24 protein-coding genes, 1 tRNA gene and 1 other annotated feature are annotated in these 23,094 nt (G+C 38.7%); of the genes, 23 read left to right on the top strand and 2 right to left on the bottom strand.

The window, feature by feature from the left end; all coding sequences use genetic code 11:
* The first annotated feature begins 244 nt into the window (after positions 1-244).
* Both ACFWMP_RS00705 and ACFWMP_RS00700 read left to right on the top strand, forming a co-directional pair.
* Positions 245-1,789, top strand: coding sequence for an ATP-binding cassette domain-containing protein (locus ACFWMP_RS00705; RefSeq protein ID WP_379421675.1), 1,545 nt, complete (start codon positions 245-247; stop codon positions 1,787-1,789).
* Between the two features lie 149 nt (positions 1,790-1,938).
* Positions 1,939-3,546 (top strand): ATP-binding cassette domain-containing protein, encoded by a 1,608-nt coding sequence (locus ACFWMP_RS00700; RefSeq protein WP_379421674.1) that lies wholly within the window; start codon positions 1,939-1,941, stop codon positions 3,544-3,546.
* A 44-nt stretch (positions 3,547-3,590) separates the two neighbouring features.
* Here ACFWMP_RS00700 and ACFWMP_RS00695 read toward each other — a convergent pair whose 3' ends face one another.
* A complete protein-coding gene (locus tag ACFWMP_RS00695) occupies positions 3,591-4,487 on the bottom strand; it encodes a LysR family transcriptional regulator (protein WP_042187990.1) in 897 nt (298 codons plus the stop codon).
* Between the two features lie 178 nt (positions 4,488-4,665).
* Here ACFWMP_RS00695 and ACFWMP_RS00690 point away from each other — a divergent pair, with 178 nt between their 5' ends.
* The 21 genes from ACFWMP_RS00690 (at position 4,666) to ACFWMP_RS00590 (ending at position 22,378) form a co-directional block, all read left to right on the top strand.
* Positions 4,666-5,844, top strand: a complete 1,179-nt coding sequence (locus tag ACFWMP_RS00690) for an MFS transporter (RefSeq protein WP_379421673.1) — start codon at positions 4,666-4,668, stop codon at positions 5,842-5,844.
* Between the two features lie 57 nt (positions 5,845-5,901).
* The gene (locus tag ACFWMP_RS00685) at positions 5,902-6,303 is read left to right on the top strand and encodes an NUDIX hydrolase (RefSeq protein WP_076298984.1); all 402 of its coding nucleotides are present in this window, start codon (positions 5,902-5,904) and stop codon (positions 6,301-6,303) included.
* Positions 6,304-6,493: 190 nt separating this feature from the next.
* Complete coding sequence (locus tag ACFWMP_RS00680; protein WP_076285787.1) at positions 6,494-6,919, top strand: DMT family transporter; 426 nt, start codon at positions 6,494-6,496, stop codon at positions 6,917-6,919.
* 38 nt (positions 6,920-6,957) lie between these two features.
* Positions 6,958-7,416, top strand: a complete 459-nt coding sequence (locus ACFWMP_RS00675; RefSeq protein ID WP_042187996.1) for a DMT family transporter — start codon at positions 6,958-6,960, stop codon at positions 7,414-7,416.
* 122 nt (positions 7,417-7,538) lie between these two features.
* The gene (locus ACFWMP_RS00670) at positions 7,539-7,856 is read left to right on the top strand and encodes an iron-sulfur cluster biosynthesis family protein (RefSeq protein ID WP_339271137.1); all 318 of its coding nucleotides are present in this window, start codon (positions 7,539-7,541) and stop codon (positions 7,854-7,856) included.
* Between the two features lie 164 nt (positions 7,857-8,020).
* Positions 8,021-8,368, top strand: coding sequence for a PadR family transcriptional regulator (locus ACFWMP_RS00665; RefSeq protein WP_371916540.1), 348 nt, complete (start codon positions 8,021-8,023; stop codon positions 8,366-8,368).
* A complete protein-coding gene (locus ACFWMP_RS00660) occupies positions 8,349-9,560 on the top strand; it encodes a DUF2812 domain-containing protein (RefSeq protein WP_379421672.1) in 1,212 nt (403 codons plus the stop codon). Before ACFWMP_RS00665 ends, ACFWMP_RS00660 begins: the two co-directional genes overlap by 20 nt.
* A gap of 17 nt (positions 9,561-9,577) precedes the next feature.
* Positions 9,578-10,321, top strand: a complete 744-nt coding sequence (locus tag ACFWMP_RS00655) for a class I SAM-dependent methyltransferase (RefSeq protein WP_379423457.1) — start codon at positions 9,578-9,580, stop codon at positions 10,319-10,321.
* Between the two features lie 95 nt (positions 10,322-10,416).
* On the top strand, positions 10,417-11,217 hold the full coding sequence (locus tag ACFWMP_RS00650) for a GNAT family N-acetyltransferase (protein WP_379421671.1): 801 nt from the start codon (positions 10,417-10,419) through the stop codon (positions 11,215-11,217).
* A 169-nt stretch (positions 11,218-11,386) separates the two neighbouring features.
* Entirely contained in the window at positions 11,387-12,070 is a 684-nt protein-coding gene (locus ACFWMP_RS00645; RefSeq protein ID WP_341145209.1) for a response regulator transcription factor, read from the top strand.
* Between the two features lies 1 nt (position 12,071).
* Complete coding sequence (locus ACFWMP_RS00640; RefSeq protein ID WP_379421670.1) at positions 12,072-13,073, top strand: sensor histidine kinase; 1,002 nt, start codon at positions 12,072-12,074, stop codon at positions 13,071-13,073.
* 95 nt (positions 13,074-13,168) lie between these two features.
* A complete protein-coding gene (locus ACFWMP_RS00635; protein WP_379421669.1) occupies positions 13,169-13,852 on the top strand; it encodes an ABC transporter ATP-binding protein in 684 nt (227 codons plus the stop codon).
* On the top strand, positions 13,849-16,452 hold the full coding sequence (locus tag ACFWMP_RS00630) for an ABC transporter permease (RefSeq protein ID WP_379421668.1): 2,604 nt from the start codon (positions 13,849-13,851) through the stop codon (positions 16,450-16,452). Before ACFWMP_RS00635 ends, ACFWMP_RS00630 begins: the two co-directional genes overlap by 4 nt.
* A 171-nt stretch (positions 16,453-16,623) precedes the next feature.
* Positions 16,624-18,018 carry a protoporphyrinogen oxidase gene (locus tag ACFWMP_RS00625; protein ID WP_042188016.1) on the top strand — a complete coding sequence of 465 codons (1,395 nt, stop codon included), beginning with the start codon at positions 16,624-16,626 and terminating at the stop codon, positions 18,016-18,018.
* 189 nt (positions 18,019-18,207) lie between these two features.
* Positions 18,208-18,474 carry a CD3324 family protein gene (locus tag ACFWMP_RS00620; RefSeq protein WP_042127555.1) on the top strand — a complete coding sequence of 89 codons (267 nt, stop codon included), beginning with the start codon at positions 18,208-18,210 and terminating at the stop codon, positions 18,472-18,474.
* 93 nt (positions 18,475-18,567) lie between these two features.
* Complete coding sequence (locus ACFWMP_RS00615; protein ID WP_379421667.1) at positions 18,568-19,173, top strand: TetR/AcrR family transcriptional regulator; 606 nt, start codon at positions 18,568-18,570, stop codon at positions 19,171-19,173.
* A 144-nt stretch (positions 19,174-19,317) separates the two neighbouring features.
* Positions 19,318-20,334: a zinc-dependent alcohol dehydrogenase gene (locus ACFWMP_RS00610; protein WP_256721727.1), complete on the top strand. Its 1,017-nt coding sequence runs from the start codon at positions 19,318-19,320 to the stop codon at positions 20,332-20,334.
* 149 nt (positions 20,335-20,483) lie between these two features.
* Positions 20,484-21,017, top strand: coding sequence for a GNAT family N-acetyltransferase (locus tag ACFWMP_RS00605; protein WP_379421666.1), 534 nt, complete (start codon positions 20,484-20,486; stop codon positions 21,015-21,017).
* Positions 21,014-21,547, top strand: a complete 534-nt coding sequence (locus ACFWMP_RS00600) for a GNAT family N-acetyltransferase (protein WP_379421665.1) — start codon at positions 21,014-21,016, stop codon at positions 21,545-21,547. Before ACFWMP_RS00605 ends, ACFWMP_RS00600 begins: the two co-directional genes overlap by 4 nt.
* A gap of 86 nt (positions 21,548-21,633) precedes the next feature.
* Positions 21,634-21,874, top strand: a binding site (T-box leader).
* Positions 21,875-21,927: 53 nt separating this feature from the next.
* Positions 21,928-22,000 (top strand) — tRNA-Phe (locus tag ACFWMP_RS00595).
* Positions 22,001-22,111: 111 nt separating this feature from the next.
* On the top strand, positions 22,112-22,378 hold the full coding sequence (locus ACFWMP_RS00590) for a CD3324 family protein (protein ID WP_076285775.1): 267 nt from the start codon (positions 22,112-22,114) through the stop codon (positions 22,376-22,378).
* A gap of 45 nt (positions 22,379-22,423) precedes the next feature.
* Here the strand turns inward: ACFWMP_RS00590 and sleB are convergent, their stop codons facing one another.
* Entirely contained in the window at positions 22,424-23,065 is a 642-nt protein-coding gene (gene sleB, locus ACFWMP_RS00585) for a spore cortex-lytic enzyme (protein ID WP_076285774.1), read from the bottom strand.
* Positions 23,066-23,094: the final 29 nt, after the last annotated feature.

The following is a 23,094-nucleotide window of genomic DNA, read 5'->3' as shown; positions in this document are numbered from 1 at the left end:
CAATGAAAGTGTTTACAGAATGGAATACACTTATAAGGAGAGATGCTGCCTGCCTGACTTTCTCTATGTTGTAAAACTATTATATGTGAAAGACAGAAGAAACTCACTTTTATATTTTATCACTAACTTACTGAGTGCCCCAATCCTTTTTGCAGAATTATTCACAACGAAATATGTGGTTGACCTCATTCAGAACTTCAATCCTAACACCTACCAACATATCTTGTTATTAGTAAGTTTGCTTATGGTAATGTTATATCTCGCGGGCCTTAATAGTTCTCTTCGAGCCATTGCTATCACCAATTTAACATCCACCAGTATATATGAACTGGAACATAGAATTTTGGAAAAGACTTCCAAATTATCTACGGCACTTATTGAGGCCCCCGCTACAAAAACTAAAAGAGAAAAAGCAAAACGACTTTCCTTGATTGATCTGTTAGACCAATGGACAGGTGTGACAGTTCACCTAATAACATTAGTTGTGTTAATGGTTGTCTTATCTGTTTATGGCTTCTATATTCTGGCTTTGATTATTTTAGGGGTGCAGATTCTACAGCTTTATCTTATGAAGCGAATGTCACAGAAAGTAGAGTCCATTTCAGCGAATCAAACCTCCTCTGTGCGAATGATCAACTATTTAGTCGATTTGTTGATAAACAGAAATTCCATTCCGGAAGTAAGAATGTACAGAATGTCCTCCTTTTTGTTTTCCTCAATGAAAGAGAGCTTTACGAATAACTTCAAACAAATGCACCGTAAGGTTATTTATTCTGAAACCCTCAACTTCTCCCAAAGCTTAATCATGATCTTATTAAATGGGACTACGATTGCCATTCTAGCGATTACGATCGGAAGTAGCAGACAGAGTGCTGGGCTTTTTGTGTTATTACTTCAGATATCCAGTCAATTATTTATCGTTATTCCTGCATTAACAAGAGTTTACGCTGACTTAGTGAAGAGTCGTTTACGGTACGAGGATTATACGTCTTATTTAGATTTGGAAGAGCAGGTGCTTAGAGATCAGGAGGTGAATTCCAATAGGAACACCGATCCGATGAAGGTCCAAGTTCATCAGCTGTTTTTTAGATATCCTATCAACGCTAAGAATACCCTGAGTAATGTAAACATGACTATTCATCCAGGTGAACGAATTGCTTTTGTAGGTGAGAATGGCTCGGGTAAATCTACGCTTGTTAAGTTGATCTTAGGGCTGTATCCTGCAACAGCTGGAAACATCCAGTGGTTTAAAGGTGAGAATGAAGTCTTAGCGCATAACGTGACACAGGATACCAGAGTTGTTTTTCAGGATTTCATTAAGTTACAAAGACCAATTAGAGAAAACATTGCATTAGGTAATATGGCTACTATTCATGACGATTCAAGATTATTAGCCGCGATGAAAAAAGCAGAAGCCGATAATTATGGTGTTCAATTGGATACTTTAGTAGGTCCACAGTTTGGAGGGATAGATTTGTCTGGGGGACAATGGCAAAGACTGGCGATTGCTCGAGCCTATCTCAATGACGGCGCTCTTATGATTTTTGATGAGCCGACTGCTGCCCTGGATCCTTATGCGGAACAACAGGCGTTCGATACCTTTATGAAATTAGGAGAGCAGCGGACCTCCATTATTGTGACTCACCGGCTGTATATGTCCAAATTCGTCGATAGAATTTTTCTGTTTGAGCATGGAGAAATCGTGGAAAGTGGAACGCATGAAGAATTAATGAGGGTGGATGGTAAATACAAAAAGATGTTTAATCGCCAGTCCTCTTTATATGTATAAGAAAGGAGAAATCCATGCTGAAGTCTGACATCACTAATCTTGTAATGATACTCGTGAGAATGTTTAGAAAAAGTCCGATGATATCAACAATTACTAACATAGTCCCTATAATCAGTGGTTTATTAACTTTTTATTCTTACGCTGTCCAAGTGAATATCATTAACGGTGTGGCTCGCGGTGTTATGACGCTGCTCCCTATTCTATGGTTTGTTGTGATTCATGGCGTACAAGCTTGTTCATTAAGCATAACCAACATAATGAAGAATCGAATGAATGCGGAACTAACCCTCGCTTTTCAATCCGAATTGATAGATATTGCAAACCGGGTTGATTTTGAGGATTTTGATGATGAAGAGTTTGGAAATAAACTGCAAAGAGCTAAAAAGGTAGTTGGAGAAGATTTAGAGGGGATTACAGGTTTTTTGGTATCGAGTGTAGGAATTATTTCAGGACTAATAAGCATCATCTGGTTGTCTGCGACAAGTGGTTATTTTTTGGTCACATTCGTAGTAACACTAATGATCGTGACTACCTTAACCATTCGATTATTTACGGAAATTAAAGTGAGAAGAACAGGAAGAGAACTCACCTTCGATGGAAGAATGGGAGACTATGTTGCTAACACTTTGGAAGACCCTAATGCGATTCGAGAAATGCGAATTTATAACTCCATCTCTTATTTTACAAATCTCTGGGCAATGATTATGAAGAAGCAGCATATTAAAAGATTTAGCGCCAGAAAATTCGAGATCAAAACAGGGATGGTCGTGGCTATGGTCCAGACGAGTGCTATCTTTGTAGTTCTAGTGTACCTGTTAAACAAAATGGGGGAGTCTAATACAGTTACAATTGGAACAATTTCGGTGTTGTTTCTGGCGCTGTTATCGAGTGGTGGTAAAATTATGAGTTTGACCTGGCCGTTAAGCAAGCTTTACATCAGCAGTAGCAAATTATATGACTTAAATGAAGTACTTACATATAAGAACAGGGATTTTCGCAAAAATAACATAAATAATTCGACTGATTCTATGCTCCCAATTACCGTTTCAAATGTCTATTTTAAATACGCCAAATCGAACAAGAATGTCTTATCTAACATCAATATGACCATAAAGCCGGGTGAGAAAATAGCGATCGTCGGGGAAAATGGAGCAGGGAAATCTACGTTGATTAAAATGTTATTAGGTCAATATAGACCAAGCTCCGGAACGATTTGCTGGAAGGATCATTTAGAACCTCACGGTAAGGTGTCCGTTGTATTTCAGAATGCTGTGAAGTTTGAACTGACACTAAGAGAAAACATCCTATTGGGCGATGCGAATACACCTTCAGATGATGCTAAAATACTAAGGGTTCTAGAACAATGTGAGCTGATAGATTTGCTCCATGAATTAGGCGGATTAGATGTGAATTTGGGGCAAATAGTAGAAGGAAGCAGGCAGCTATCAGGGGGACAATGGCAAAAGCTGGCGATTGCGCGCGCGTTATACAATGATGCGGAACTTATAGTATTCGATGAACCTACTTCTGCAATTGACCCGAATGCCGAGATGGAGATCTATTCGAAATTATTAGAAATCTGCCAAGATAAAGCAGCTATTTTTATTTCACATCGCTTGGGTTGGGCGAAGAATGTTGATACGATCTATGTTATGTATCATGGAGAAATTGCTGAAGTAGGAGACCATCAAGATTTAGTACATCACAATGGGATTTATGCAAACATGTACGTTTTACAATCCTCTTGGTATAAGTAGCTTATTAGATGTGATTGCGGTTGATATAAGATGGCATATTCTCCTTAACTATACTCATGAGGTTTACTAAAAAAATCCACAACAAATTTTTGAAATTGTATAGCCGCTTGTGATAAAAAGTGTTTTCTGCTCCAAGCGATGCCAAAAGTGCGCTGACAAAACGGATCGGTTATTTTCAATTGAACGATTTCTGTGTTTTTACTTCTCCTGCTTAAGGCTAAAGGGAGAGTAAAGGTGATACCCAGCCCCATCTCAACTAAGGTTTGAACGGCACTTACTTCTTCGAGTTCGAAAGCAATTAGCGGTTCAAATCCAGCTTGACGGCAAAATGCATCTGTAATTTCACGGAAATTAGATCTAGAAGACAAAGAAATGAAATTCTCACCAGCAGCTTCAATCAAAGAAATACTTTCGCGATTGGCAAAACGATGATTCTTAGGCACACTTAAACATAATTCCTCTTCTGCTAAGGTAAACCATTCGATGTCTGGTCCGGTGACAGGTGTCGAAGATATGCAAAAATCAATCACCGCACTCTCCAGATCGTTTCTCATTTCTAATGCTGAGCCAAGCTGACGCTGAATGATCCGAACGTGCGGGTGAAGGGTAAGAAACTCTTTTAGTAAAGTTGGCAATACATACGGTAGTGTTACTGCTATAGATATTACTCCATGTTCAAGTCCAGCCATATCCGTGAGCTCATGCTGACCTTCATCCAGTTCCAGAAATGCTTGCTCCACACGACGAAGATATGTTTTTCCGAATTCGTTCAATTTTAAATTTCTGCCTTGGCGTTCGAATAAGGGAACACCTAAGGTTTTCTCTAAACGTTGGATGGAATTGCTAAGTGAGGGTTGAGATACATTTAATTCTTTGGCGGCATTAGTCATGTGCTCAAGACGAGCAACTACACGGAAATATTGAAGCTGAAGGAATTCCATAACATTGACCTCTCTTTATTCATAACTCTAATGTGATATATCCATCATATAATATGTATTTTACTTAATTAATTTTCGGTCCTATACTATTGTAACATATAAAAAGATTTAGGTAGGATGGAGAGAGTCTGCTGTGATTAGAGAGAAGATATGGACCCGGAATTTTATTGTTGTTTGTTTGAGTAGTTTTTTTATGTTTCTGACCTTTTACATTCTGGCGACTGCATTCCCGTTATACGTGAAGGAAAGCTTGCACGGGAATCAGCAGCAAATGGGGTTAGCCATTACCATCTATGTCCTCGGAGGTGTATTGATCCGTCCTTTTTCAGGACAATGGGTTGATAAATTCGGTAAAAAGAAAATGGCGGTTATTGGGCTAGTCTTATTTCTACTCGCCTGTATAGGATACTTCGGAGCTAATGGAATTGTATTGTTTCTGGTGATTCGTTTCATTCACGGTATGAGTTATGCGGTTGCCTCGACAGCGACAAGTACAATAGCTTCCACGTTAATCCCTTTCTCACGCCAAGGAGAAGGTATCGGTTATTTCAGTATGTTTATGAGCATTGCGATGGTCATTGGACCAGCTTTGGGTCTTTTTCTATGGAAAGATGAGAACATTCATGTATTGCTGTTAGGTGTATGTGTGATTGCTGCGCTTTCGCTGTTATTCACATTAGGCGTTCGTATGCCCAAAGAAGAGAAGGATACGGTTAAAGAAGCCGTTAAGGAACCTGTGAAGATCCGAAAGGGTCTTCGCTGGAGTGACGTCATTGAACCCAAAGCACTGCCCATCTCGCTTGTTGGATTTACGCTTGCGTTCTCCTATAGTTCTTTATCTGGTTTTATCGCTTCTTTTACAAAAGAAATTAACCAATCACAGCTTACAGGTTATTTTTTTGTGGCCTTTGCGATTATGATTGTGCTGTTTCGACCGCTAATCGGTAAAGTATTCGATAAATATAATGAACATATTCTCATTTATCCCGGAATTCTGATCTTCGCTGTAGGTCTGCTTAGCTTAAGTCAAGCTAAATCCGGATTCATGCTGATGTTCTCAGGCATCATCATGGGGGTTGGGTATGGCGCACTTATGCCATGCTTTCAGACGCTTGCACTTAAATTAGCCGATAAAGAACGTAGAGGAAGCGCCAATGGAACCTTTTTCTTGTTATTTGATTTGGGGTATGGAGCGGGTTCTTATATTATGGGTGTAGTTGCTTCTTATACAGATTACCGTATGATGTACGAAGTTGCAGGGTTGGTGACGCTTATCTCAGTTGCTGTATACTATTTGCTTCATCACCTTCCTCAATCTAAGCTTCGCGTTCAAAAATCTAAAGCTGACGTTGCATAAATGTATACGTTCAGCTGTATGATATAATTGTTGAAAAAAAGGCATGGGGAGAACAATATGACTACAATTATTGATAAAATCGCCTGGATTCATATCGAGAATGGACAAGTCTTATGTGCGCGTTCCAAAGGGAAAGATATGTATTATTTACCTGGAGGAAAAAGAGAACCCGGAGAAACAGACGAAGAGACACTCGTGCGCGAAATCGAGGAAGAGATTTCTGTTCAGATCAAGAAAGAGACTGTCTCTTATTTTGGAACGTTTGAGGCAGAAGCTCATGGGAAAGCAGAGGGTGTTACAGTCAAAATGACCTGTTATATTGCGGATTATGAAGGGACATTAACGCCAGCGTCCGAAATCGAGGAATTATCTTGGTTAAGCTATAAGGATCGGGATCGCGTGTCGGTTGTTACCCAAATTATTTTTGATCAATTGTATGAGAAGAATTTGCTCTCATAATCAACCATATACAGCATTTGAAGTCCGTTTTAAGCCAGCAAGTTGGCTTGAGACGGTCTTTTTATTTCTATGAGCCAAAGGTCATTGTTGGGCGTTAGCAACGTTTCTTCTCATTAAGGACAGATGTCCTTTTTTAAACCCCCGATATGCTATTTAATATGGAAGAGATCGAAGTTGAGGAGAGAGAGAAATGAGAGGAATTATATTTGCATTTTTAGCGGGGGCTTGTATTACGCTACAGGGCGTGTCAAATGCTCGAATTAGTCAAGATATCGGGACTTGGCAGGCGGCTACAATTACACAATTAACAGGGTTCATCATGTCCTTTCTCATTCTTTTGTTCGTTAGAGATGGGAAAAGGGGAGGCTTTAAGCAAGTAAAACCCTTATATTTGATCGGTGGCGCTTTTGCGGCTGTTATTATTTTCAGTGAAGTAACGGCCATTCAGCAAATTGGTGTTACGTTTACGATATCCTCATTGTTGATTGCTCAGCTATGTCTGACGTTCTTAATTGATATTAAAGGCTGGTTTGGAATGGAAAAGAGAAAAATGAGACTGCCGCAGTTCATCGGCATCGGGTTGATGATCGTTGGCGTAGTGATACTGAAATTCTAATGGCCTTGCGTAAAGTCGATAAATGGAGGAGTTAAGTTATGATTATTGGTTTGATATTAGCGCTTATCGCGGGATCACTAGTGAGTCTGCAAAATATATTTAATACAAAAGTTAATGAAAAGGTTGGATCTTGGGCCACGACAACTTTAGTGTTAGGGATGGGATTCCTAGCTTCATTTATCATGAGTCTTATCGTTGAAGGAAACCGTATATTTACTTTGAGAAATATGGAGCCTTGGTATTGGATCAGTGGTTTGATCGGGGTTGGGGTAGTAATATGCCTTGTGCAAGGAACTAAGCGATTGGGCCCTACGTATGCGATTTCGATCGTATTAATCTCTCAGCTTGGGTTCGCACTGCTCTGGGATTCACTAGGCTGGTTAGGTTTAGAGAAGGTTCCTTTTACTTGGAAGCAGTTGGTCGGAGTGATTGTTATTGTTGGAGGTATTCTCGTGTTTAAGCTAGGTGGTGAACGGGAGACGCAGAAGGCGGTTTAGCCTTCCCCTCAGTCGCATGTCTGTCAAAATAGAAGTGATGGCAGTCACACGAGGATGGAAGAAAAGCAAATTATACTTTGGGAAAGTAATAGCTCAATTATAAATACGGAGTAGATCATCCTATGTTCATACAATTGAACTCCCACACTATTGAAAAGTTAGAAAAAAGCCTTGGTGAACGACCAGGATATTTTAAATTATTCTTCGATACAGAGGGCTGTGGTTGTAATGGCGTGATCGTAATTCAGGTCATTAGTGAACCTCATGCTACAGATATTGAAGTTCAGAAAGAGCCTTTTACTTTTTTTGTTGACCGGCAACAGGAGTCTTTATTTGATGAACAAATGCGACTTGAAGCAGATGAGAATTACCCGTCATTCCGATTAAGTAGTGATTCGAGTCTGTTAGGAAGTAATATTCGTGTAAAAGATATTCGTTAGGCAGGTTGGAGCAGTTAAATGTAGAGTGTGTAGAATGGCTGATGAAGCGATTCTACACACTTTTTTTATTTTTTTCGAGCATTAATATTGTAGACTATGTCACGACGTGATATAGTCACGTTAAGACATATTTAAATGCGACGTATAAATAAAGGGAGCTGGGCATGTTGAACCCTGAGAAAGTATTGAAGAAATACGTACCCATGACTGAAACAGCATTCTATATTCTTTTATCCTTAGATGAACCACGTCATGGATATGGAATAGTGAAGCATGTGGAGAAAATCACGAAAGCACGTCTTTTGTTAGGTTCAGGTACAGTTTATGGCACGTTAACGAAGATGCAAAAAGATGGGATGATTACTGTTTTTGCTGATGAGGAGAGAAAAACAGTTTATGAAAGAACAGACATAGGGATGCTAATTCTTGCTACGGAGATTAATAGACTTAAAGAGCTACATGAGAATGCTACAAAATATGGAGGTGACATAGATGATTATCAAAATATTTAGACCCCTTTGGAGTTATGATGTTCAGAAAACTGAAGAATGGTTAGCTTCTATGGCCCAAAAAGGCTACGAACTTATCCGAATCAACCGTTTAAATAGATATTTTTACTTTCAGCAGGGCGAACCGAAAGCAGCAAACTATCGAATCGTATTCGATAAAGTTCCCAACCAATCCCTCTCTAAGGGGCTATTAAATTTCGGATGGACGAAGGTGTTACAGAGCGGCAAATGGGTTGTGACGATGAATCGGCTGCCTTTAGAACAGATTAGAGCTCTCCCTGATCGAGAGGGAATCGTAAAGCATAACAAGAAGATCATGTATATTTTTATGGGGATATTGATTTATTTAATGGTTGCATTACTCAATGTAATTTTAATAAGTACGATAGCATTGAGTGTTTCCAAGTCTGGTCATTTTAATGTCTTCAACGGACCTTATGGTTTTATTCCCGCTACTGCATTAGGGCTTAGCATTATCTTATGCATTTTCACCGTATATTCGCTGATCACATTAAACAAGACGAACCAAAGATTAACAGGGGAATTCATACAACCAAACAAGCAAAATGGTCAGGGGACATCCCCTCTGAAAGACAGGCTAAGTAAGAATGAAGAGAAGCGTTTGAAAAGTTCAGGTCAACTTGTTTTGAAGTGGAAGATTGGATGGATGTATTCGCCGGATCGGCTTGAAGAGTGGCTAGAGGGAATGGAAGAAAAGGGATATAATCTGTACAGCGTTGGCAAAACAGGAACTGCCTTTTATTTTAAAAAAGGGAAGCCTCGTAAGATGTGTTATTGTGCGGACTTACAAAATACTGCTGATACCAATTACTTCAACATTCATACGGATTCTGGCTGGATATGCCTGTATCATTCGAGTTCATGGAGTCAGAAATGGGTTTTATGGGGCCAAGAATATGTACCAGGTAAAGCCAAACCGCAAATATACAGCGATAAGTTAAATCAGTTGAAACTAGCTAGACGTATAGCTTTAACGTATTCTGCTATGTTCTTACCCCTCACTATTTTATATATGTATATCATTGGTTTAAATGTAAGATTATCGACTTATTCTAACCTGGATCGATTGCAGATCATAAATATGATCTTGTACGCCATCTTAATTCTAATGTTTGGATCATATGTTAGTCGGACTTGGCTATATTACAACCGACTTCGTAAACATCATCAATAATATCGTGGAGGTGTATGATGCAACAGAACATTTATGACAACCCTGAGTTTTTCCAAATGTATAAGAACTTAAGGGAGTCAAGAATTACATACAATGACTTTATTGAACAACCTGCAATAAGAGGGTTACTTCCAGACCTACAGGATTTAAATGTTCTCGATCTGGGTTGTGGTTTTGGTGAAATGGCAAACTATATGATTGATAACAATGCTTCACAGGTAACAGGTGTAGATATATCAGAGAAGATGTTAGCTATGGCAAGGAAACGACCTGAGATCCGTTATATACAGGGCTCAATGGAAGAAATCGAATTTAATCGAAATGAATTTGATTTGGTTGTAAGTTCGTTAGCTTTTCATTATGTCGAGGATTATAAAACACTCATTAGTAGGATTTCAGAATGGATTAAACCCAATGGTTACTTGGTATTCTCAACAGAGCATCCTGTTGTTTTATCAAATAAGATTCAAAGTGGGTGGGTTAAAGATTCCGATCAAAATATCCTACATTGGCCCATTGATAATTATGGAGAAGAAGGTCTCAGATCACAGTTTTGGGGAATCGATGGTGTCATAAAATATCATAGAAAACTTTCAACATTACTTAATACTTTGATCCAAAATGGACTGACTATTGAAGGAATTGTTGAACCTGAATCCAGCCTTGAGGGTCTTGAGAAGATGCCCAAATTAATAAATGAAAGAAGGAAACCTTCATTTTTAATAATTAAGGCTAGAAAAACAGTTATACGTGGACAGTAATTTTCAGTTATGAATGAACTTTACCAGCCGATGAAGGACGATTACTTTATACTTATGTATACAGCATCTGTAAGGAAAATAAGGGGAGTGTTTGTATGCATGAAATACCTCATGAGGATTATTATAAAGTGAAGCCACTACTTCAAGGCGAGCATATCCATCCCGAAACTCTCTCTGTGATTGAAGGCAATAATCCTGGTTGGATCTTTGTCGATCACCTTACAGCACCAAAGAGTGCGTTAGTATGGAGTCAGGGGATTGAAGGGTTTTATCTTATCGGTGATCACACTAATCAAGCCTTTATCCATGCACTGGACAGTTATGTAACAGATCATATTGTACCTAGAATGAAGGAACTCGGGATGGAACATTTCGAAGTTTCTGGTCAACATGATGAATGGAATCTGGAATTGATGTTTCCTTCTAGGAAGCTATATCCGTTTGAACAGATGGTGTTCAAGTTACTTCACAAGCCGCCTACGACGCAGACTAATGGGACTAGAACTATAAATCTTAAAATGCTGGATTGGGAGAACTCAGATCTAAAGAATATAGAATTTGTACATGAAAATATTGATTTATTCTGGTCATCGAAAGCAGACTTTGCCGAAAAAGGCTACGGATATGCTGCAGTTGAGGGATCTGAAATTATGGGGGTGTGTTATTCTAGTTTTGTTACACAGGATACACACGCAATCGGAATTGAAACCCTTCCTAAATATCAGAAACAAGGAGTGGGGACACATTTAGCAACGCTAGTTGTTGAAGATGTGCTCGCCGATGGCTTTATTCCTTACTGGGATTGTTCACTAGATAATGAAGCTTCGAAAAAATCGGCACTACGGCTAGGGTTTCAACAGATACATCAATATAAGTGTGGTGCTTTTGCAATATAATCCTTTTAGAGACGTCTATTCCATGGAGTAGACGTTTTTATTATATTTACCGTGGAGTTGTAAATACTTTAATATGAATTGTAATTTGGTATAACTCTGTAATTATGAGAGAATGATCATCGGAACGAATGGAACGATTGAATATATTAAAAGGTTAGGATGATCATTCATGAAAATTTTTCTTGTCGAGGACGATAGAACGATAGCATCAGGACTTGAATATTCATTACAGCAGGATCATTTTGAAACCCTTCTATGTTATGACGCCACCTCAGCCAAAGCGGTGTTATCTGAGCAGTTATCAGAGCTCACCTTATGCATCTTTGATCTCTCACTGCCGGATGGCAGCGGTTATGAATTGTGCAAGATCGTGAAAGCGCAAAGTGATATACCGGTAATTTTTTTAACGGCGATTGATGATGAGGTCAACGTGGTGATGGGACTCGATATGGGGGCAGATGATTACATAACTAAGCCTTTTCGGATTCGGGAGCTGCTATCGCGGATTAAATCCGTCTTAAGGAGATATAACAAGCAGGCTCAGACCCAATCCAATATCGAATTAGAGAATATACGGATTAACACACTTGAAGGAAAGGTTTATAAGAACGGCAATGAAGTGCTATTGACCGCATTAGAATATCGATTATTACTGATCTTTGCTAACCATGTTGGTCAGGTTCTCTCAAGAAATCAATTGTTAGAACGGATTTGGGATGTGGCAGGTGAATTCGTGAACGACAATACATTATCGGTTTACATAAAAAGACTTAGGGAAAAGTTAGAAGATAACCCCCAAGAACCCACACTGATCAAAACAGTTCGAGGGTTGGGTTACAAGGTTGGTGATTAGGATGCTTCGTAATAGAGAATTTAGATGGTTATTGTTTACGATGTGCGTGATCAGTCTTGTGGCAACAGCGGTGGCGACTTTTATATCGTTAGAGGCGGTAGGGCTCATAGCTGGGACTTCAGCTTTGCTTATAGCTTGCAGTGTATTGTTTACCCGCTGGAGATATGGTGAAATTGAAAAGCTCTCAGGGTATCTACGTCAAATCAGTAGTGGGAATTATTCGCTCGATGTTCGTGATAATCAGGAAGGTGAGCTTAGTATCCTGAAGAATGACATTTATAAAGTGACGCTGATGTTATCCGAGCAGAGTGCGCAATTACAAGAAGATAAAATGAAGCTTACCAATGCGATTTCGGATATCTCTCATCAGCTCAAAACCCCGCTTACTTCCATGACTGTGATGGCAGATTTATTAAGTGATCCTGAGCTGCATGTGGAGAAGAGAACGGAATTCACACGGAAGATTACTGTTCAACTCGAACGAATTGGCTGGCTAGTCTCCTCTTTATTAAAATTCTCCAAGATCGATGCTGGAACCATTCATTTTAAAAAAGATCTTGTTCTGGTGAACAAGCTAGTTCAAAAATCTTTGGAGCCCATGTTAATTCCAATGGATATTAAAGAACAACGGGTCTTGATTGATGGAGTTGATAGCACCACATTTATGGGCGATCTCAATTGGACAACTGAGGCGATCATTAATATTCTGAAAAATTGTGTAGAACACACACCTACTGGGGGAGAAATTTCGATTTCTTTTGCAGAAAATGCACTGTTTACGGAAATTATCATTACAGATAACGGCAAAGGAATCCCAAAGGCAGAGCTCCCCTATATCTTCAAACGATTCTATAAAGGTAAGAATGCAAGCGAAGATAGTGTAGGGATTGGACTTGCCTTGGCACAAAGCATTATCACAGGACAAAACGGAACGATCGATGTGAAGAGTGAAGTGGGAAAGGGTACACAATTTCAGATTAAATTTTATAAGCAAGTCATTTAGCACTTGTAGCTTAGTGACTAGAATGTCACTTTAGAGTCACTTGATAGTCATTGTAGACAGATATACTGATCTCATCAACAAATGGAGGTCTAACAATGGACATTTTAAAGATTGAACATCTGTCTAAAACATATGGAAAAGGCGAAACAGCGGTAAATGCACTGGATGATGTATCTTTTTCGATTAAAAAAGGGGAATTCGTAGCGATTATCGGGCCATCTGGCTCCGGGAAATCGACCATTCTGCACTTATTAGGCGGAGTGGATAGACCGACAAGGGGCAAAGTATTCGTAGATAACACGGATATTTATGAATTGAATGAAACACAACTGGCGATCTTTAGACGCAGACAAATTGGGCTGATTTATCAATTCTATAATCTTATACCGGTCTTAACAGTCGAAGAGAACATCACACTTCCTTTACTCCTTGATCAGCACAAGGTAGATAAGAAACAATTTGCGGATACTGTAAAGGCGTTAAATTTGGAGAATCGCTTAAACCATCTCCCAAATCAGCTCTCAGGCGGGCAACAACAGCGGGTCTCTATTGGTAGAGCGTTAATTAGTAATCCTGCAATCATGCTGGCAGATGAGCCAACCGGTAATCTGGATAGTAAGAACAGTGGTGAAATTATAGATTTATTAAAAATGTTTAATAAAACCTATAATCAAACACTGATTGTCATTACTCATGATGAACGGATTGCATTACAAGCGGATAGAGTGATTACCATTGAAGATGGAAGGATCGCCAAAGATGAGGTGATTCGTCCGTGAATATCGTAAATAAATTAACGCTTAGACATTTGAAGCAAAATAAACGAAGAACATTGGTTACTATCATTGGAGTCATCATTTCTGTGGCTATGGTGACGGCTGTGGCAACGCTTGGTTTTTCATTTATGGAATTAATGAGGCAGCAGAGTATCTCAACAAATGGAGAATGGCATGTCCAATATAGAAATGTTACTAAAGCTCAGCTTAAAGCGATAGAAGCGGATGATGCAACGAAAACACTTGTCATCTCAAATGATCGTGGCTATGCCCCTTTAGAGGGGGGACAGAATGAGAACAAGCCCTATTGGTATATTAAGGAATATAATTTAGCTGGTTTTAAACAATTTCCGATTGAACTTCTGGAAGGAAGACTCCCGAAGACTAACTATGAAGTAGTCATTTCTGAGGAAATTGCAAAAAACGCTAAAGTAACATACAAGATTGGTGAAACTTTAACTCTCGATGTCGGAGAGCGAGTCACTAGGGATGATAAAAATAGTGGGCAGCCCTTATCTCAGAACGAACGATTACGGACTGAAGAGGATACCCTGAATGAAGAGATCATTCATAAAAAACCAATGAACTACACGATTGTGGGAGTGATAAAGCGCCCTACTTGGGAACCAACATGGTCCCCGGGTTATACTGCTCTAAGTTATGTGGATGAAAGCTTGATTGGAGCAGCTGAAAAAACCACAGCGACGGTTGTATTAAATAAGGTGGATAGCTCCATATACAAGCATGCAGAGGAATTGGCACAAGAATACAATATCGAGTCGATCTCTTATAATAATAGTTTGCTCCGCTATTATGGTGTGACGAATAACGATGGCTTACGTAATACACTTCTTTCATTGTCAGTCATCGTTATGACTGTGATTATCATTGGTTCCGTTTCTTTAATCTATAATGCTTTCGCAATTTCTGTCTCGGAACGTGCACGCCATTTAGGAATGCTCTCCAGCGTAGGTGCTACAAAGAGGCAGAAGCAGAATTCAGTGTTTTTTGAAGGGATGATCATCGGTTTAATTAGTATACCTATTGGGATCCTTTGCGGAATTACAGGAATCGGGATCACTTTTATGTTTATCAATTCGATGATTCAAGATGTACTAGGGATAACTGAAAAATTAACATTGGTTGTTACACCTCTGTCCCTATTCACCGCTTGTGTAGTTTCGATACTGACGATTTGTATATCCACCTATCTTCCAGCCAGAAAAGCTTCCAAGATTTCGGCGATTGATGCAATCAGACAAACAACCGATGTTAAGCTCTCTGGTAAAGCGGTGAAAACTTCCAAGTTCGTTCGCAATTTGTTTGGAATTGAAGCAGAAATTGGTTTGAAGAATTTAAAGAGAAATAAACGCAGGTACCAAGCAACCGTGTTCTCACTTGTCATTAGTATTGTTCTGTTTTTATCCGTATCTTCGTTTACTACTAATATGAGAAAGTCGGTAGAACTCTCACAGGATGGTTTGAACTATGATATCCAAGTTTATATGGGGACTGAGGACGCTCAAAAAGTAGATCGGCTGACGAAATCGATATCTGCCTTACCTAATATAAAGGAATATAATGTGGTCAGGGAACTAAGCTTGAGTTCATGGATTGATGAAAAAGATATGGCAAAAGAATTGCAAGAGATCGTGGAGAAGGATAGCAGTATTTTAAAGAATGGGAAATATCCTTACTACATTCAGATCCATGCCCTAAATGAACAGAGTTTGAGAACCTATGCAGAATCGGTCGGTGTAAGTTATGAACAATTAACGGATCTCAATCAGATGTCAGCTATTGTGAATGATACCGTCACCTTTGAGGATGAGAGCGCCAAAAAGATTATTGAGACCAAAGCTCTTCATTCGGAAATCGGCCAGAAACTTGATTTAATTTATACGGATTGGAACACAGAGAAAGAGACGAAATTACCACCAGTAGAAATCGTCGCATTAACTGATAAACGCCCTATGGGTGTTCATTCAGCACAAGTTGGTGGATTAAACATCATTGTCTCTGACCAAGTCTTCGATCAATTAACAAATGATACGATGAGTAACGATATACAAAGCCGACTAAACCTGAACAGCTCTGATCCATTAGCGACACAACAAGCCATTGAAGAGATGAAAGAGCGGAATGTCTATGTTCAAAATGTGTTTCAAAATAGACAAAATAGTGAGCAGATGATCATGTTAATGTCTATTTTTACCTATGGTTTTATTGCTTTGATTACATTAATATCGATTGCGAATATTTTCAATACGATATCAACTAGCATATCACTTCGTAAAAGAGAGTTTGCGATGTTGAAGTCTGTAGGGATGACGCCAAACGGTTTTAATAAAATGATTAATTATGAAAGTATCTTCTATGGGATAAAATCACTACTTTACGGGCTTCCGATTAGCATAGTCGTGATGTACTTGATCTTTAGATCCATGATGAGTAGTTTCTCCTATGGATTCGCACTTCCGTGGATGAGTATCTTGTATGTCATAGTCGCTGTATTTATCATCGTTAGCTCAGCTATGCTGTACTCCAGTTCAAAAGTGAAGAAGGAAAATATTATTGATGCTTTAAAACAGGAGAATATATAAGGATTAGCCGCGATAATCGCGGCTTTTTTGACTTTTCTGAAGGTTTATATTTTTTGGGGGTGTTTTGTGTCATATATGACACGAACGGTATGTTATTACATATAAATCCCTATGATATAATGTATTCAATTGAATTTAACAGATTATAACTTTAGAGGCAGGTGTCAACGCTTGAGAACGGTCGTCGTGATTGGCGGGGGAATTACTGGATTGTCTACCGCTTACTATCTACAGAAATCTATACAGCATAATAAGTTGGATGTAAAAATCATTTTGGTTGAAGCCAGCGATAGACTGGGCGGCAAAATCAGAACACTTCAGCATGATGACTTCATCATGGAGTCTGGTGCTGATTCAATTGTCACTCGCAAGACAAATGTAGCACCATTGATTGAAGAATTAGGCATTCAGGATGAGGTTGTATATAACGCGACAGGAATATCATACATCTACACAGAAGGTAAGCTGAAGCAAATTCCTAAAGATGCAGTCTTTGGCATCCCTCTCAGTATTGAATCGCTTGCTACTACAGATTTGATCTCTGCTGAAGGTAAAGTTGAAGCACTTAAAGATTTCTATACTCCGAATGATCGTTTTACGAAAAACGATTCTGTAGGTGACTTTCTGGAAGCTTTCTTTGGAAAAGAACTTGTCGAGAAGCAAATATCACCTGTCCTATCAGGTGTATATTCCGGGAAATTGAGCGAACTTACCATTGCCTCGACCCTTCCTTATTTGATTGATTATAAAAATGAATATGGAAGTATTATTCAGGGATTGTCCGCGAATAAGGCTAAATTCCAGGGGAACGGCGATAAGAAGTTTATGTCTTTTAAGGGTGGCGTATCTGCTCTGATTGATGCCATGGAAGAACAGCTGTCCGATGTTGAGATCATCAAAGGGATTCGGGCAGAGCGCATTGCAAAGGATGGAGAACGGTACCGGGTAACACTGGCAGATGGACGAATCTTGGAGAGCGATTTTGCCGTACTAGGAACGATGCATTCTACTGCACAAGCATTACTTCAAGACGAAGCGCTGAATGAAGATTTCAAACAGTTGTTTAACAGCTCTATGATTAGTGTGTATATAGGATTTGATATCCCTGACAGTCAACTGCCAGCGAACGGTACAGGGTTTATAACAGCCAACAGTGACGATGTTCTTTGTAATGCTTGTACGTGGACAAGTCGCAAGTGGGAGCACACGTCTGGTCAACAACGTCTGCTTGTCAGACTCTTTTATAAAAGCTCAGGACCGCATTATGAGTCCTTGATTAAGCTTTCAGAAGAGGAATTATTAAAGGTGGCGTTGAATGATATACAGACCAGTCTTGGAATTACTGGACATCCAGTTACCCACGATGTGACCAAATGGCATGATGTTATGCCAAATTACCACAAACGCCATCACGAGATTGTAGTATCCTTAGAGAAGAAGATTGCAGATCATTATCCGAATGTAATCCTTGCTGGATGTTCTTATTATGGTGTGGGTATTCCTGATTGTATTGCAAATGGAGAGAAGACAGCGGAACGCATTTTGGAACAAGTAATTACACATTAAACAAAGGAGGGCGGACAATAGTGAGAAAATTAGCGATAAGCTCTATGCAAAGTCTAGACTATAAACAACGGCGGTTGTTTGTATAGAGCGAATAAAAATTGATTTACCGCCAGTGCACTGTGCAGGGTTGTTTTTAGAATAGACTTTGCTACCTTCAAACTCAAAAAAAGTTTAAGGAGCAGAGCGACTATGAAATATGTAAATGCAGATACGATTTTTCCAAAAGAATTATTAGAGGAAATTCAGAAATATATTAACGGTGGTTTGGTGTATATCCCTAAGCCTGAAGAAGCACATGTAAAATGGGGCGAGAAGTCAGGGAGCAGAAAATACTTAAGATCTAGAAATATTGAGATTTGTTTAAGGTTTGCCGTTGGAGCAACGGTTGACCAGCTTTCGGATGAATACTGCCTATCAAGGGACAGTATTAAGAAGATTGTTTACACAAAAAAATAGCTATAATCCCAAAAAGCCACGTTAGAGGAAGCTCTGACGTGGCTTTTTGTATTATAATTACAGTATGTTCATTAACTACGAGGTGGAAGATACATGGCAGACAAAACATACTTAGATTTACGGATAAGAAAGACAAGAAAAGCAATCCGGAATGCTTTTATAGATTTATTAGCAGAGAAAGAACTGAATAAGATCTCGATCAACGCTATTACGCTAAAGGCTGAAATCAATCGAGCCACATTTTATTTACATTACAAAGATATTAATGATTTGATTGATAGTATCTTGGATGATTTATTAGCAGATTTAAAGAAAATACTCATTGATAAATTTGAAGAATCCTATAAACCAGGGGATGAACTTACCTCGCTGATTTTATTGCTTGAGCATATTGCAGAGAATTCTCATATGTATAAGGTGTTGCTTGTAACCAAAAATATTCCTTATTTCACACCGAAATTGATGGATCTGTTATATGAATTGATATTAACAACAACAGAACAACAATCGATTCAAAAAACAGAGGATTTCTTAACCGTCGATACTCCATCTGATATTGCAGCTTGGTATGGAACATCGGCTATCATTGGTACAATTTCCATGTGGCTAGGCAATGATATGCCTTATACACCTAAATATTTATCAGAACGAATCATACAGTTAAATCCATTTATACCTGCAAATAATAAAAAGATATAGTGAATTGTTTCACTATTTAAATTTTAATTAACACATATTTATCAACTGTTGCTTTATTAACGCTTTCAGTATTATTGTAGATTGCTTAGCTCCTTAATAACTACTACCATGAAAGTAATAGATAGTAATAAGGAGTGTTAATGAATGATGAAAGTCGGCATTTATCACGGTCAAAATTGTGTGGGGATAGAAGAGCGTCCGATGCCTCAAGTAGGAGCAAAAGATGCGTTGGTTCGGATTTTAGCTGGTGGAATTTGTGGTACAGATATCAATATAGTAAAAGCAGGCTCAGAAATGGGTATCCGTTTCGGCTCAGAGTTTGGACATGAAATGTTTGGTGAAATCGTCGAATTAGGTTCTGATGCGGAAACCGATTTGGCAGTTGGCATGCGTGTAGGTGTGAATCCAATTACTGCAAAACGTGCAGGTCGTCGTTATTCGTTGGAGGTAGGAGCCTTTTCACAATATGTCTTAATTGAAGATGCAGCACTTAATTATAACCTTTATGAATTTGATGATTCCGTTTCGGCAACAGAGGCCGTATTAATGGAACCCATGAGCGTAGGCTTCCATGGCGCTTTTAGCGTACTGCCCAAACTAGGTGAAAAAATCGTAGTTCTTGGTGCTGGTCCAATTGGTCTATCTGCAGCTGCAGGATTAATTGGTGAAGGCATTAAAGATGTTTGCGTAGTGGATATTGACAACTGGCGTTTGGATAAAGCAAAAGAATTAGGCGCATTAACAGTTAATACGTCGACTGAAACATTAGCAGAGGGTTTAATCAAACACTTCGGCGAAGTGAACGTATACGGTGTGAGGGTACCCAATGTAGATGCTTTTGTGGACGCAGCGGGCGCTCCAATATTATTTGAACAAGTGATGCAGATTGTAAAGCCACAAGCAAGAATAGCAATCATTGCCGTTTATAAAAATGAAGTACCTATAAGCCTTGCTCAAGTGATGAGTAAAGAAGTTAACATAGTTGGAGCTAGTGGATACACACATGAAGATATTGTAAAGGTAATTGAACATATAAACGACAAGAAAACGAATATCTCTACAATGGTGACACAGACTTATAAATTAGAGGATATTCAAGCCGCCTTCGATAAAGCCATTGCAGCAAAAGAAACGATCAAGGTTATTGTAGATCTAACTTAATCATCAGGTAATTATATTGGAGTTCATTTGAGTGTAAAACTCAGGTGAACTCTTTTTATTTTAGAAGAATAATGACGTTATATAAAATTTAATTCTAATTGAACATGGCATATTACAAGTGTGTGGTCGTAATTATACTGAGTATAGAAGTGAAATTAGAGAAAAAACGTGGAGGTATGATGGAAATTAATCTTGTTCCAGTAACGTTTGAAGATAAAGAGGTATTGTCTAATCTATATCAATTTTACAATTATGATTTCAGTTTATTTACAGATCAAGACGTAAACCAGCATGGGGAATTCGAGGTGAATATTGATTATTTTTGGGAAGGGGATCATCGATGGAATCCATATTTGATTGAGGTTTCAGGAAACATAGCTGGATTTGTGGTTGTTCTTTTTGAAAACTTAGATACAGACCCAGATCCAACTCATGTGATCTATGACTTTATGATTTTACAGAAATATAGAAGAAATGGAATAGGTACTGCTGCCGCAATAAAAACACTTGATCTATTTAAAGAAGCTAAATGGAAACTAGCTCAAATGGAAAATAATAAACCTGCCATAGCTTTCTGGCGAAAAGTTCTTCAGGATTATACAAAAGACAACTATACAGAACGTTATTTGAGTGATCTCCAAAAATATATTCAAGCATTCGATAGAAGGGGGAGAACGAAATGAATATCACCGTAACATTAACTGACAGCACAACGAAGTTTAAGATTAACAATCTCTACCCACTATACTTACACGATCTATCAGAGATATGGGGGAACCTTCCTAATCAATATGGGGTATACGAGGATAATGAAACACAGACGCTGAATGAACAGAATAAAGTGTTCGACATATGGTGGGAGAAGCCGGGGATTTTATATCCTTATTTAATAAAAGAGGATGGAATTCCTGCTGGCTTTGCATTAGTAGCCACACCACCTCATACACCACCAGGTTGTGAATTTTATTTAAACGAATTCTTTATCCTCCGGCCCTTTCGAGGTACGGGAATCGCTGAACGTGCGGCTAAGGAGGTATTTAATCTTCATATTGGAAAATGGGAGCTACAAACCAATCCCACAGCTACAAATAGGAGAGCCCAGCATTTTTGGAAAAAGACACTAAAAGAATATACTGGTAATAGCTTTCAAGAAGAATGTAAGAAGTCTTTTGATGATGAATTAAAGATGATTTTTAATTTTTGTAATGGATAAAGCTAATCAAAACGAAATGAGGGAATTATTTCTTCTATTGACTTATAGTGGATTAGGGCTTACAATTAGAAAAATTATATATCAAAACAAATGCTTTGATGGAGAAAAGTAGTTCAATACCTCTTTACAGGGAGGAAACGCCGGAGATTGAGAGCGTTTCTAGAGAAAAGGGTTGATCGAAGTTCACTCCGGAGCAGTCCCTTGAAACCATTGTTGGCAAGTAGAGGTGTACCGGTGTTAACCGTAAAATATTTAAGTGAGAACATTTCTGTTTGTTGTACAGAATAGTTCTAATTTAGGGTGGTACCGCGGCTCCTCGTCCCTTTTCGGACGAGGGGTCTTTTTGTTTCCATTTAGAAGAAATATTTGTATCCCTGCAAGGCTCGGTAGCTCAGTTGGTAGAGCATAGGACTGAAAATCCTAGTGTCGGCGGTTCGATCCCGTTCCGAGCCATCTTAACTTTAATAGCAAGCTTTCTATAAAAACAGCCTGTCCGACCATTATGGTTAGACAGGTTGTTTGTTATTTCATCTTAATTTGAAAAGTTTAAGGAGTAGATTAATTATGAAATATGTAAATGCAGATACAGTCTTCCCTAAAGAGTTACTACAAGAAATACAGAAATATATAAACGGTGGTATGGTCTACGTTCCAAAGCCTGAAGAATTACATGTAAAATGGGGTGAGAAGTCAGGGAGTAGAAAATATTTGGAATCAAGAAATATTGAGATCTGCCTGAGGTTTGCTGCTGGTGCAACCGTCGAACAGCTCTCAGGTGAATACTGTCTTTCTAAAGATAGTATTAAGAAAATTGTTTATACTAAAAAATAGCCGGTCAACCGTAGGGTTGACCGGCTATTACATTTATTTGAAGCGTTAACTCGCAAATATATGCTTACCAATTTTTAAGTTCTGAGGACGAGTCCAGATCCATGCACTAGTAGCTGTATCTGGATTGAAATAATAGATCGAATTGTTTGTTGGGTCCCAACCTCGGACAGCATCAAGAGCAGCTAAATAGGCAGTCCGGTTTGGAGTAAGCCAATACTGGCCGTCAGATACGGCTGTAAATGCGCCTTTTTGAAATACAACGTTTTTTATATTGTTTGGAAATTGACTAGATTGTATGCGATTCATAACTACAGCACCAACTGCGACTTGTCCTTTATAAGGCTCACCGCGCGATTCACTGTAGATTACTTTCGCCAAAATATCCATTTCCTCAATATTAAGCGTGTATTTTTTTAGAGCATTCCAAGTTTTTGTACCAGTAACTCCATCGACACTTAATCCGTAGGCCTTTTGAAATTTAGCAACGGCAGCTTTCGTTTGTGCTCCATATACACCATCTAAAGGCTGGGTATAGAAATTCAGAGTTTTTAATCGATACTGAAGATCCCACACATCTCCAGAAGAACTCCCTACGGTTAATACCGGAGCAGCACTAGCAGAACCAATCATAGTAGCCATACTTACCAGACCCAAAAGAAGCAACAAAGTGAATATTTTAGTCTTCATTGTAGTAGCCTCCTTTCAGAAAACATTAT

This window comes from Paenibacillus sp. NPDC058367, from assembly GCF_042723305.1.
GTDB lineage: Bacteria > Bacillota > Bacilli > Paenibacillales > Paenibacillaceae > Paenibacillus_AQ.
The sequence above is the reverse complement of the archived record's forward strand: the minus strand, read 5'-3'. Positions and strand labels throughout refer to the sequence as shown.